Below are 12,126 nucleotides of genomic sequence, written 5' to 3' on the forward strand. Positions count from 1 at the left end.
CGGGGGACAACGTGCGCCGTGGTTCGGCGGTGAGGTATGCGTCACCCGATTCCCAACCGGTTCGCCGGGAAACCCGGCCTCCCGATACACGGGACGAGCCCGCGACCAGGTCAGGACAGCGCGAGGCGTCGCAGCGTACCGTCCGTCGCGACCTGGAAAACGTCGAGCCGGTTGGTACCGGCGTGGAACAGCCTGTCGTCGGTGAGCAGCGCGGCGAACCGGCGCCCGCCGGGGTCGGCCGGCACCACCGGGACGACGGCTCCGATCCGGCCGTTCACGGCCACCGCGAGCAGCGTGCCGTCCGGGATCCGGTCCGGGACGTCCCCCCACACGAGCGCCGGGAGGGTGCCGGTGTCCGGGTCCATGGCCGTGAACGCGGCCAGGTCGGCCACCCGGGCGCTGCCGCCGGCCGGGCCGCCCTGCACCTGCGTGCCGACCAGGGGGTGCGGCGGCGGCAGCGGCGGCGGGGCGGGCACCCCGCCGGGGAAGGTGACCGGTTCGCCGGGGCGGTCGTAGAAGTGTTTCGTGCCGTCGGTGCGCGGGGCCTGCCGGGCGGAGCGGCCGTCGACCCGCCACGGCAGCCGGATGCCGGCCTCGTCCGCCACCGTCGGCAGCAGGTCGACGTGCTCCCAGTTACGGTCGTCCACCCGGCCGGTCTGCTGGCGGGGCTCCTTGACGAACATCGGCACCCACGCGACCTCCCCGGCGGCGGCCTTGATCGCGTCCATGCCCCGGCCCTGGGCCCCCGGGTGGAAGCTGACCCCGTGGTCGGCGGTCACCACGACGAGAGCCTGGTCGTAGAGGCCACTGGCGCGCAGCGTCCGCAGTGTCTCGCCGATCAGCCGGTCGGTGTAGCCGAGCTGGGCGAGGTGCCGCTGCCGGGCCAGCTCGACCCAGCCGGCGCCGTCGTTGGGCAGGTCCTCGGGGGCGTCGTAGCGCGCCCCGGACGGCAGGTACGCCCACGGCGAGTGCGGCATCAGCAGGTGCAGGAAGTGCAGGGTGGGCCGGGGTGTCGGCTTCAGCCCGGCCAGGAAGCTGGTGAAGCGGGCGGGCTGGTTGTCGTCCAGGCTGTCCCAGCGAAACTTCGGGTCGGCCGGCACCGGCTCCGCGGCGTCCAGGCCGGCTTCGGCGCGGGTCTGCTCCCGGTAGGAGTCCTCCGGGTCGGCCCGGGTCTCGCTCGGCCCGGCGACCTGGCCGAGCAGCTTGCCGCTCTCCCGGACCAGCACGCCGAGCCCCTGTTCCGGGGTGACCGGCTGCTCGCAGCGACTGGGCGGGCAGAGCCGGGTGATGCTCTCCTCGGCACGGACGTCGTAGAGGCCGCCGAAGGCGGTGAAGATGTTGTCCGGGTACTGCGAGTAGTGCGGGGCGGCGGGCCGCGCCGGGTAGCGGCCGGTGAGCATCGCGGGCAGCGCGTTGGGGGTCCATCCGCTGACTCCGGTGGCGTTGCGGTACCAGGTCGAGGCGCCGGCCAGCTCGGCGAAGTGCGGGTAGCGGGCCGCGTCGATCCGCCCGTCGGCACCGAGCAGGCTGACCAGCGGCAGCTCGTCGAGGATCAGCATGACCACCGGCGGGTGCACGGCCCCGCCCTGCGCGGTGCCGGTTGCGCCGCCGTCGCCACGCGGCAGCACCACCGTCGAGGTGGGCGAGGCGAGCAGGAAGAGCGCCACGAAGGCCACCGGCCCGGCGGCGGCCAGTCGCAGCACCCGGCCCGGCGCCCGCCACCGCCGGTGTGCGGCCGCGCCGACGGCGCCGGCCAGCACGGCGACCAGCAGCAGCGGTACGCCCCGAAGCGGCGTCACGTGCCGGCCCACCTGCACGGCGAGGGCGGCGAGCAGCAGCCCGACCAGCCCGGTGTGGGTGAGGGCGCGGGCGGTCCGGCCGGCCAGTCGGCTGAGCGCGCCGAGCAGTGCCACTGCGACGGTGGGCACCACCGCCACGAGGGCGACCAGCAGCAGGATCTGCGCGGGGTCGGCCCGGTGGAAGAGGAAGAAGTCGGGGCTGCGGCCGAGCACGTCCAGCAGCGGCTGGGTGACCACCAGCCCGACCAGCGCGACCACCTCCAGCAGCCGGCCCAGCTCGCCCCGCCAGCCCTGGTCCCACCGCCCGGCAGTGGGGCGCGGCCGGTCGTCCGGAGCCGGCGGGCCGGCGGGTGCCGGCTCAGCCACCCATCACCGTCCGGTAGAGCGTGCGGGTGCCGGAGGGCAGTTCCAGCCGGTCGGTGATCCGCCCCCGGGCGGAGAGCAGCGCCTCGAAGGTGTCGCGCCGGTAGTCCGGGAAGAGACCGGCGGGCTTGTTCGCCAGCAGTCGGGTTGCCATCGGATCCTCGGGATGGACGAACTCCACCACGACCGCGCCGCCCGGCACGGTCAACCCGGCCAGCCAGTCGATGACCTCCGGCAGCGGCACGTTGCGCCCGATCGCCAGGTGGTGCACCACGGCCAGGGCGAGCACCACGTCGGCGCAGGCACGCTGGGCGAAGCCGGCCCGTTCGACGCCCCGCCAGCCACCGCCGGGCGACGGGTCGGCCAGGTCCAGCACCAGTGGCAGGATGCGTCGCTGCCCCTCGGACCGCAACTTTCGGTACAGCTCGTCGACCACAGCCGGGTCCTGCTCGACGGCGACCACGTAGTCGGCGTGTCCGGCCGCCAACCGGGAGTACCGGCCGTCGTTGGCACCGAGGTCGAGCACCAGGCGAGGACGGGCCCCAGCAGCCACGGAGGTCGCCACGAACTGTTCCTTCGCCACCCGGTCGCGTACGGAGTAACCGCAGGTGCGTTGGTAGTCCGACCAGTGGCTCTCCGCCGGACGACGGTCCAGCCGGCGGACCAACTTCTCGATGCCGCGTACGGTGGCCAGCAGCATTTCCCGGGAGAAGCCGGCGGCCCGCAACTGGTCACGGACGTCGCTGGTGCTGGCGGCGGCGTTGCGTTGCTGCATGGCGCCGTGCAGGTGCAGGTGGGTCAGCACACCGGGGCGCAGCCGGCGTGCCCCGCCGAATAGCGGCCGGAGCTCGTCGGCCTCGATGCCGTCGACGCGGGCGCGCAGCCAGGGCTGGAAGTCGACGCCCAGGTGCGCGGTGAGCATCAGCGGGTAGAGCACGGTCTGGCAGAACTGCCGGTAGCCGGCCCACGGTTCGCCGTCGCGTACCGGCTCGAAGGAGCCGATGTCGATGAAGACGGGCTCGGCCCCACGCCACTGCAGGTTGTAGGCGGAGCCGTCCTTGGTGGTGAAGCCTTCGGTGAGGGCGGCGCGCAGGATCTCCAGGTGCAGCAGCGCGGCGTCGCGCAGCATGCTGAACGACCACTCGTACGGGTGGGAGACGAACGGGATGCGCTCGTGGCGCAGCACGGCCGCCCAGGGTGCCCCGGTGGCGGCGGGGACCAGTGCGGGCGGGGCGTCCTCGGTGCCGCAGACCTTGCGCGCGGCGACGAGCGCCGGGAAGAACGTGCTGCCCGCCAGTGTCCGCCAGTGCTCGGCGGCCCGGGTGTCCAGCCCGCGCAGCACCTCGTCGCCGACGTGGAAGACCCGGTTGGCCGGGTCGCGGAAGGAGGCAGGCTCGGGCCGTACCTCCGTGGGTGAGATCGCCATCGCCGGGATCGGCCCGCTCACCGCTGGTCGGTCGGTTGCCGGCGGAACCGGTCGACCAGGCGTCGCCAGTAGAGCTTGCCGGCGACCGCGGCGCCGGCCACCCCGCCGACGACCGCCTGCACGATCAGGCTGCCGGATCCCGCGTCCAGGTAGGCCAGATGTCTCACTGATCGCTCCTTGCCCTCGCCCGTCTCGACACCGGCGTCCCCGGGTATGCAGCGGTGAGGCTTTTTACCCAGAAAGCCGGACTTGTCCCTCACCGTACGCTGATCGTCATTGGTGCACCGGGCACATTGGCGGACTCTCAGCCTCGCCACAGAATGTGGCCGGGACGGCGGGCCTCGCCGGTACGCTGCGGACGTGCGCTGGACGATCGTGGACGCGCCGCTGGACTCCTCCGGCGCTGGGCGCGGCGAGGAGCGGGCCCCGGCCGCGCTGCGCCGGGCCGGCCTGCTGGACGCCCTGGCCGCCGACGACGGCGGCCGGGTGGACGAGGCGTGGTTACGCGACCCGGTCCGGGACCCAGCGAGCGGGGTGATCGGCGCCGCCGGCCTGGTCCGAGCCGGCGCGGCCCTCACCGCCCGGATCGCGGCCCTGCTCGGCGACGGCCGTCGGCCCCTGGTGCTCGGCGGGGACTGCGCGATCCTGCCCGGCATCTGCCGGGCCCTGCCCCCGACGACGGAGCTGTGGTTCGTCGACGGCCACCCGGACTTCTACGACGGCGCGACCTCGACGACCGGCGAGGCCGCCGACATGGACCTCTCGGTGATCACCGGGCACGGCCCGGTCGCCGCCATCGGCCAGGACGGCGCGTCGCTCGACCCCGGCCGGGTCCACCTGCTCGGGCACCGTCCGCCCACCGACGACAGCAGCCGGGCCGAGACGGCCCGGATCGACCCGGCGATCCACCAGGTGCCCACCCCGGAACTGCTGCGCCTCGGCGCCGCGACGGTCGGGACCGGCCTGGCAGCCGGCGGGGACGGCCCGGCCTGGCTGCATCTCGACCTCGACGCCGTGGACCCCCGCGACCTGCCGGCGGTGACCTACCCCGAACCGGACGGGCTGCGCTGGCCGGACCTGGTCGCGCTGGTCACCCCGCTGGCCCGCGCCGACCGGCTGCTCGGGATGAGCGTGACCGACCTGAACACCGACGAGGACCCCGACGGGCGCCACACGCGACGCGTCGTCGAGGTCCTCGCCGAAGTGCTGGGCGGCTGACCAACCGGTGTCTCAGCCGCGCCGGTGGTGCATCCCGAGGCGCAGCAGCACGAACCGCAGCACGGTGGCGGCCAGGTTCGCGGCCACCAGCACGGCCAGCTCCACCGGCCGGGCAGGCGCGGTGTGCACCGCGTGCAGCACGGCCAGCGAGCCACTGGTCAACGCGAGGCCCAGGCCGAAGGCGAGCAGCCCCTGCAGGTGGTGCCGGCCGACGTGCCGTCGTCCGCTGATGCCGAACGTCAACCGCCGGTTCGCCGCCGTGTTCGCCACCGCGGTCAGCAGCAGCGCCAGCAGGTTCGCCGGCTGCGCCCCGAGCGCGCCACGGGTGGCCACGAAGAGCAACAGGTACGCGAGGGTGCTGGCCACCCCGACCGCCGCGAACCGGACCAGCTGCCGTGGCAACCCGACCGGCACCTGCCCCGGCGACGCGACCAGCGGCGCCCTGCCGAACTGCCCGGGCCGAGCTGTCAGCGGCGCCCGGCCGAGCTGTGCGCGCAGGTCGGCGAGCGGCAGCGCGCCGGTCACCAACGCCCGGCCCAGCCGACCCATCCCGCGCAGGTCGGCCAGGGCGGTGCCGACGATGTCGACGCGGCTGTCCGGGTCGTCGACCCAGTCCACCGGCACCTCGTGGATACGCAGCCCGGCCCGCTGGGCGAGCACCAGCAACTCGGTGTCGAAGAACCAGCCGGTGTCCCGCACCAACGGGAGCAGCTCAACGGCCACGTCGGCGCGGATCGCCTTGAACCCGCACTGCGCGTCGGAGAACCGGGCGGCCAACGCGCCGCGCAGCAGCAGGTTGTAGGCCCGCGAGATCACCTCCCGCTTGGCACCGCGCACCACCCGGGAGGTCCGCGCCAGGCGCGTGCCGATCGCCAGGTCGGAATGGCCGGAGATGAGCGGCGCGACCAGCGGCAACAGCGCCGCCAGGTCGGTGGACAGATCCACGTCCATATACGCCAGCACCGGCGCGGGCGACGCGGACCAGGCCGTCGACAGCGCCCTCCCCCGCCCCTTGGCGTCCAGGTGCAGCACCTCGACGCCGGGCAGCTCACCGGCGAGGCCGTCGGCCACCTTCAGGGTGTCGTCGACGCTGGCGTTGTCGGCGATGGTGATCTGGAACGGGTACGGGAAGTGCTCGCTCAGGTGGGAGTGCAGCCGCCGTACGCACGGCCCGAGGTCGGTCTCCTCGTTGTGGACCGGGATCACCACGTCCAGCACCGCACCGGCGGCGTCGGGTCGGGCCTGGACGGCGGCCCGGGGGCCGCTGAACGCGGTCACGACGCCTCCGTCCCGGTGCTCAGGTCGTAGACGGTGACACCGTCGACGGTCTGTGCCGTGAACGTGGCCGCGACCCAGGCGGCGATCTCCTGCGAGGCGGAGCTGCCGCCGTTGGCCCGGAAGCCGCCACCACCGACGAAGTAGTGGATCTTCCCGTCGGCGACGTAACGCTGGAACTGCGCGAGGGTCGGTGACGGGTCACTGCCGTTGAACCCGCCGATCGGCATCACCGGGTCGCCGGTGGCGAGCTGGTAGCCGGAGGCGTTGTTGGAGCCGACGGTGGCCGCCACCCACGTGTAGTCGGCGCTGTCGCGCTCCAGCAGCTCGCGCAACGCGGCGCTGGGTTCACGGGCGTCGAGCAGCCCGCCCATGCCACCGCCGGCCTCGCGACCCTGCCCACCACCGGGGAAGCCTGGCACCTGGCCACCGCCCGGGAAGCCGGGAACCTGGCCACCGTTCTGCCCACCCGGCGCCTGACCGCCGTTGCGGCCGCCGCCCGGAAAGCCCGGGACCTGACCGCCGTCCTGTCCACCGTTGCGACCGTCGCCGGAAAACTGGCCGTTGCCGGGGAACCGGCCGTTGCCGGGGAACTGGCCGTTGCCCGGCAACGGCATGCCACCGGGCGGTCGCCCGCCAGGGAAGCCGCCGCGCCCGAACCCGCCCGCCACGGCCGGGCCGGCGCTCGGGATCGACCCGGTGTGGGGGGTCGCGGCGGTCTGGGCCGCATACGCCGCCGGACCGGCGAGTGCCGCCGCCACGCCCAGGCCCAGTACCACCGGCACGAACCGGCGGGGCAGCCGGGTGACCAGCAGGAGCAGCGCCGCGCCGAGCAGGCCGGCGACGAGCACGACGACCCGCAGCCACGGGTACCAGTCGGGGCTGCGCCCAAGCAGCACCCACGCCCACCAGGCGGTGACCGCGAGGGTGCCGGCGAGCGTCACCGTGGCCGCCAGCGGACGCCACCGCTGGGCGCGCGGTGCGGCGACCGGAGCGTCGTCCGACGCGGGCACCGGGTTACCCGTCGACGTAGCCGGCCCGCCGGTGGCCGGGACCTGGTGGCAATGCCGCCAGAGCAGCGTCACGCCGATGCCGACCAGCGCGCCGATCGCCGGGGCGAGCGCCACCGTGTAGTAGGCGTGGAAGATCCCGGACATGAAGCTGAAGATCAGGCCGGTGAGCAGCAGCCAGCCGCCCCAGAGCAGCAGCCCGGCCCGGAGGCGGTCGGTACGGGCCGCGCGACCGGCCAGCAGCAGACCGGCCACCAGCAGGATCAGCGCGGCCGGCAGCAGCCAGGAGATCTGACCGCCGACCTCACCACCGAACATCCGCAGCACGCCGGTCTGTCCGGAGAACGGGCCGCCGCCCGGCCGCGCACCGCCGCCACCGACGCTGCCCACCTCGTCGCCGGTGATCCGGCCGAGGCCGTTGTAGCCAAGCGTGAGCTCCAGGATGCTGTTTCCCTGTGACCCGCCGATGTAGGGGCGGGAGCTGGCCGGAACCAGCTCGACGAGTGCCACCCACCAGCCGGCGGAGACCACCACCGCCAGGCCGGCCAGCAGCAACTGCCGGACCCGCCGCCACAGCCCGGTCGGCGCGGCCAGCAGGTACACCCCGGCGAAGACCGGCACCACCAGGAACGCCTGGAGCATCTTGGTGAGGAAACCGAAGCCGACCAGCACACCGACCAGCACGATCCAGCGGGTGCTGGCCGACTCCACGGCCCGGACGGTGGCGTACGCCCCGGCGACCAGGAGCAGGATGAGCAGCGCGTCGGGGTTGTTGAACCGGAACATCAGCGTCGCCACCGGGGTGACCGCGAGGACCGCGCCGGCGATCAGCCCGGCGGCCGGCCCGTACCAGCGCTTCACCGTGGCGTAGAGCACGCCGACCGAGGCGACCCCGCAGAGCGCCTGCGGGACGAGCATCGCCCAGCTGTTGAGCCCGAAGACGCGTACGGACAGCGCCATCAGCCACAGCGATGCGGGTGTCTTGTCGACGGTGATGGAGTTGGCGGCGTCCGACGAGCCGTAGAGGAACGCCTTCCAGCTCACCGAGCCGGCCTGCACGGCCGCCGCGTAGAACGAGTTCGCCCAGCCGGAGGCGCCCAGGCCCCACAGGTAGAGCAGGCCGGTGGCGAGCAGCAGGACCGCCAGCGCGGGCCGGGCCCAGGCCGGCGAGCGGACCGTCGGCGGCGAATGCTCGTCGGGGCGCGTGGCCGTCGGCGGCTCGGGTTCGGCGGGTGCCGTCAGCAGGGTCTCGGTTCTGTCCATGCGGCCAGCCTCGACGGCCGGGCTGGCGGGACGCCGTGCGGCGACTATGCGTCAGCTGTGGGATTCGGCAACCGGACGGTGAACACGGTCCGGCCCGGGCGGCTGTCCACACCGACGGTGCCGTGGTGGGCTTCCACCACCGCCGCGACGATCGCCAGGCCGAGCCCGGTGCTGCCGTGCGTCCTCGACCGGGAGCTGTCACCGCGGGCGAACCGCTCGAACATCTCCGGTTGCAGTTCCGCCGGCACTCCGGGCCCGTCGTCGGCGACGGTGAGCACGGCGCTGTCCCCGTCGACGGCCAGTGTGGTCGTCACGACCGTGCCGGGTGGGGTGTGCACCCGGGCGTTGGCCAGCAGGTTCGCGACCACCTGGTGCAGGCGGGCGGCATCGCCCGGCACCCGGATCGCCACCTCGGGCAGATCGAGCCGCCAGCGGTGTTCGGGGCCGGCGACGTGTGCGTCACTGACCGCGTCCACCACCAGGGCGGTCAGGTCGACCGGGTCCGCCGCGAGCGGCCGGCCGGAGTCGAGCCGGGCCAGCAGCAACAGGTCGTCGACGAGGCTGGTCATCCGGGTGCTCTCCGACTCCACCCGGCGCAGCGCGTGCGCCACGTCGGTGGGGACCTCGTCGCGGCCGCGCCGGGCCACCTCGGCGTAGCCGCGGATCGCCGCGAGGGGCGTCCGCAACTCGTGGCTGGCGTCGGCGACGAACTGGCGTACCCGGGTCTCGCTGGCCTGCCGGGCGGAGAGCGCGTCGGCGACGTGCCCCAGCATCCGGTTCAGCGCCGCACCGACCTGGCCGACCTCGGTGCGGGGGTCGGTGTCCGCGGCCGGCACCCGGACGGCGAGCGCCACCTCGCCGCGGTCCAGGGGCAGCTCGGTGACCCGGGTGGCGGTGGCGGCCACCCGGTTGAGCGGTCGCAGGGTGGCCCGCACGATCAGCGCACCGGCGGCTCCGGCGATGACCAGCCCGACGGCGGCCACCCCGACCTGCGCGGCGACCATCCACCAGACGGTCTCCTGTACGCCGGACAACGGGAACGCGACGACGCGTACCCGTCCGTCCCAGTACTGCCGGGCCACCGCCCGGTAGTCACCGCGGGCGCCGAGATCCACGGTGCGCGGCGCGGCGCCGACCGACACGTCCGCCAGGGTGGCGACCTCCCCGACCGGAACGGCCTGCTCGTCGGGAAAGGGATCGGCGCTGGACGGGCTCTTGGTCAGGGTCCGCGCGCTCGTCACCCGGCCGTCGGTGATCTCGGCGACCACCGTGCCGGACGGCGAGCCGGGTGGGATGGCCGGTCCGTTGCCCGGGAAGGCCGGCCGCCCCGGACGGTCACCCCGCATGACGGTCGCGGGAGCGAGCTGGGCATCGAGCCGGTCGATCAGGAACTGCCGCAACGCCACCGTGGTGAGGCCACCGATGGCGATGCTGACCAACGCCAGCAGCGCGACCAGGGCGAACACCAGTCGGGTACGCAGGGAGCGGCCGGCCAGCCAGCGACGGGCGGCGCGCAGCGGGCGGCGGTCACTCGGCGGGTTTGAGGACATAGCCCGCGCCGCGCAGAGTGTGGATCATCGGTGCCCGGCCGACGTCGATCTTCTTGCGCAGGTACGAGATGTACAGCTCCACCACGTTGGCCTGGCCGCCGAAGTCGTAGTTCCACACCCGGTCGAGGATCTGCGCCTTGCTGAGCACCCGGCGCGGGTTGCGCATCAGGTAGCGCAGCAGCTCGAACTCGGTCGCGGTGAGGGTGATCAGTTGGCCGTCGCGGCGTACCTCGTGGCTGTCCTCGTCGAGGCTGAGGTCGCCGACGGTGAGCACCGCGTCCTCCCGGGCGGCGACCGCGAAGCCGGAGCGGCGCAGCAGCGCGCGAAGCCGGGCGATCACCTCCTCCAGGCTGAACGGTTTGGTGACGTAGTCGTCGCCGCCGACGGTCAACCCGGCGATGCGTTCCTCGACCGCGTCGCGGGCGGTCAGGAAGAGCACCGGCACGGTGGGGGCGTGCTCGCGCAACCGCCGCAGCACCTGGAAGCCGTCCAGGTCGGGCAGCATCACGTCGAGCACGACGGCGTCCGGCTGGAACTGCCGGGCGGTGTTCAGCGCCGCCATGCCGTTGCCGGCGCTGCGCACCTGCCAGCCCTCGTAGCGCAGCGCCATCGACAGCAGGTCGGTGAGTGTGGGTTCGTCGTCGACCACCAGCACCCGGACGGGTTCGCCGTCGGGGCGGCGCAGCTCGATCCGGTTCGGCGCGGCCTGCGCGTTCATGACCATGTCCCCCATCGTGGCCGCGACGTCTGTGCCGCGCCCCTGTGGGAGCTGTGTGCCGGCTGTGCGGCCGGGCCGACGCGATGCCGGCGTCCGCACCGGTCAGCCCCGCCCCGTGGTCACTCGGACACCCCGTACGCGTCGGTGCGCACGAACCGCATGCTCCAGCCCCCCGCGTCGTCGGGTCGGTCGCGTTCGTAGAGGTGGTCGGGGCCGGGCTGCACCGGCCCGGTGCCGTCCGGGTGCCGCATGATCCAACGCTGCGGCGGGGCGCCGTCCGACCCGGCCGGCAGCAGCCGGACCAGGCCGTCCGCGGGCCCGCCGACGAAGCGTACGGTGACCTCGCTCATCGCGGCGCCCCCCAGGGTGACCGTGCCGGCACAATCGGTGACACCGGCTCTGGCTCGCAAGCTACCGCACCCGCCGCCGTGCCGCAGCGAGGTGGGCGGGGCCGGTCGCGCTCGAAACCCGCTCCGGTTTGCCCAGCTCGGACCCCGGGTACCGCGACCGAAGCACCCGCCGCCGGCGGGGCGAGGGCGAGGAGTGGTCGATGCGCACGCTGGACGGGCGGTACCAGCTCGAGCGGCGCATCGGCGTGGGCGGGATGTCCGAGGTGTGGCGGGCGCACGACCAGGTGCTGGACCGGCCGATCGCGGTGAAGCTGATCTCGCCCGGTCCGGACGACGAGGACGGCCCGGTGGAACGGATCCGCGCGGAGGCCCGGTCGGCGGCCCGCCTGGTGCACCCGAACGTGGCGAGCGTGCACGATTTCGGCACCTCCTCGACGTTGCCCGGCCGCCCGGTGCCCTACATCGTGATGGAGCTGGCCGAGGGTGAGACGCTCGCCGTGCACCTGCGGGCCGGGCCGCTGGACTGGCGGATCTCGGTGCGGGTCTGCGCGGAGGTCGCCGCGGCGTTGGCCGCCGCGCACGCGGACGGCATCGTGCACCGCGACGTCAAGCCCGCCAACGTCATGCTCACCCCGTCGGGCGTGAAGGTGCTCGACTTCGGCATCGCCACCCCGGCCGGCTCACCGGACCCGATGCCGGCCGGGATGGTGCTGGGCACCCCGGCGTACCTGGCCCCCGAGCAGTTGGACGGGGCGCCCGCCACCCCGGCCGCCGACATGTACGCCCTCGGCGTGCTCCTCTACTACTGCCTCACCGGCCGGCTGCCGTACCGCGCGGACAGCGCCACCGAACTTCTCGGCGTACGCCGCCGTCAACCACCGGACCCGCTGCCCACCATCGATGGGCTTCCGCCGGAGGCGGCCGAGTTGTGCCACTCCTGCCTCGCCGACGATCCCGCGAGACGTCCGACCAGCCTGGTCGCGGCGCTGCTGCTGGCCGAGGTCGTGGACGCCCGGGTGTACGTACCGATGACGATCGCGACGCCCCGCCGGCCGGCTCCGACGTCCCCGTGGACCGAACGGGCCGCCACGCAGGCCACCGAGGCGGTGGCGGTGCTCGACGAGGCGGACCGGGCCTCCACGCGCTGACCGTAC

The 12,126-nt window shown here is 74.3% G+C and carries 10 protein-coding genes; 2 read left to right on the top strand and 8 right to left on the bottom strand.

Features of this window, described 5'->3' with window-relative positions:
• Positions 1-110 precede the first annotated feature (110 nt).
• From ACQEUX_RS09325 to ACQEUX_RS09335, 3 genes are read right to left on the bottom strand one after another with little or no spacing between them, the layout of a single operon-like run.
• On the bottom strand, positions 111-2,165 hold the full coding sequence (locus ACQEUX_RS09325; RefSeq protein ID WP_433044194.1) for a sulfatase-like hydrolase/transferase: 2,055 nt from the start codon (positions 2,163-2,165) through the stop codon (positions 111-113).
• Positions 2,158-3,588 carry a class I SAM-dependent methyltransferase gene (locus tag ACQEUX_RS09330; RefSeq protein ID WP_433044197.1) on the bottom strand — a complete coding sequence of 477 codons (1,431 nt, stop codon included), beginning with the start codon at positions 3,586-3,588 and terminating at the stop codon, positions 2,158-2,160. Before ACQEUX_RS09330 ends, ACQEUX_RS09325 begins: the two co-directional genes overlap by 8 nt.
• Positions 3,589-3,605: 17 nt before the next feature.
• Entirely contained in the window at positions 3,606-3,755 is a 150-nt protein-coding gene (locus tag ACQEUX_RS09335; protein ID WP_433044200.1) for a hypothetical protein, read from the bottom strand.
• A 193-nt stretch (positions 3,756-3,948) separates the two neighbouring features.
• Here ACQEUX_RS09335 and ACQEUX_RS09340 point away from each other — a divergent pair, with 193 nt between their 5' ends.
• Entirely contained in the window at positions 3,949-4,806 is an 858-nt protein-coding gene (locus ACQEUX_RS09340; protein WP_433044203.1) for an arginase family protein, read from the top strand.
• Between the two features lie 12 nt (positions 4,807-4,818).
• Here ACQEUX_RS09340 and ACQEUX_RS09345 read toward each other — a convergent pair whose 3' ends face one another.
• The 5 genes from ACQEUX_RS09345 to ACQEUX_RS09365 all read right to left on the bottom strand — a co-directional run bounded on the left by ACQEUX_RS09345 (position 4,819) and on the right by ACQEUX_RS09365 (position 10,972).
• Positions 4,819-6,084: a glycosyltransferase gene (locus ACQEUX_RS09345; RefSeq protein ID WP_433044206.1), complete on the bottom strand. Its 1,266-nt coding sequence runs from the start codon at positions 6,082-6,084 to the stop codon at positions 4,819-4,821.
• Positions 6,081-8,354 carry an ArnT family glycosyltransferase gene (locus tag ACQEUX_RS09350; protein ID WP_433044209.1) on the bottom strand — a complete coding sequence of 758 codons (2,274 nt, stop codon included), beginning with the start codon at positions 8,352-8,354 and terminating at the stop codon, positions 6,081-6,083. Before ACQEUX_RS09350 ends, ACQEUX_RS09345 begins: the two co-directional genes overlap by 4 nt.
• Before the next feature lie 44 nt (positions 8,355-8,398).
• A complete protein-coding gene (locus ACQEUX_RS09355) occupies positions 8,399-9,904 on the bottom strand; it encodes a sensor histidine kinase (protein ID WP_433044212.1) in 1,506 nt (501 codons plus the stop codon).
• Positions 9,882-10,622, bottom strand: coding sequence for a response regulator transcription factor (locus tag ACQEUX_RS09360; RefSeq protein ID WP_433049713.1), 741 nt, complete (start codon positions 10,620-10,622; stop codon positions 9,882-9,884). Before ACQEUX_RS09360 ends, ACQEUX_RS09355 begins: the two co-directional genes overlap by 23 nt.
• 119 nt (positions 10,623-10,741) lie before the next feature.
• Positions 10,742-10,972, bottom strand: a complete 231-nt coding sequence (locus ACQEUX_RS09365; RefSeq protein ID WP_357374723.1) for a hypothetical protein — start codon at positions 10,970-10,972, stop codon at positions 10,742-10,744.
• Positions 10,973-11,172: 200 nt separating this feature from the next.
• Here ACQEUX_RS09365 and ACQEUX_RS09370 point away from each other — a divergent pair, with 200 nt between their 5' ends.
• Positions 11,173-12,120 (top strand): serine/threonine-protein kinase, encoded by a 948-nt coding sequence (locus tag ACQEUX_RS09370; protein ID WP_433044215.1) that lies wholly within the window; start codon positions 11,173-11,175, stop codon positions 12,118-12,120.
• Positions 12,121-12,126: the final 6 nt, after the last annotated feature.

This window comes from Micromonospora sp. CA-259024, from assembly GCF_050936255.1.
In the GTDB taxonomy this organism is placed as follows: domain Bacteria; phylum Actinomycetota; class Actinomycetes; order Mycobacteriales; family Micromonosporaceae; genus Micromonospora.

Coding starts and splice junctions, on each gene's coding strand:
- ACQEUX_RS09360 (WP_433049713.1), bottom strand. CDS start 10,622: ATGAACGCGCAGGCCGCGCCGAACCGGATCGAGCTGCGCCGCCCCGAC.
- ACQEUX_RS09370 (WP_433044215.1), top strand. CDS start 11,173: ATGCGCACGCTGGACGGGCGGTACCAGCTCGAGCGGCGCATCGGCGTG.
- ACQEUX_RS09365 (WP_357374723.1), bottom strand. CDS start 10,972: ATGAGCGAGGTCACCGTACGCTTCGTCGGCGGGCCCGCGGACGGCCTG.
- ACQEUX_RS09355 (WP_433044212.1), bottom strand. CDS start 9,904: ATGTCCTCAAACCCGCCGAGTGACCGCCGCCCGCTGCGCGCCGCCCGT.
- ACQEUX_RS09350 (WP_433044209.1), bottom strand. CDS start 8,354: ATGGACAGAACCGAGACCCTGCTGACGGCACCCGCCGAACCCGAGCCG.
- ACQEUX_RS09330 (WP_433044197.1), bottom strand. CDS start 3,588: ATGGCGATCTCACCCACGGAGGTACGGCCCGAGCCTGCCTCCTTCCGC.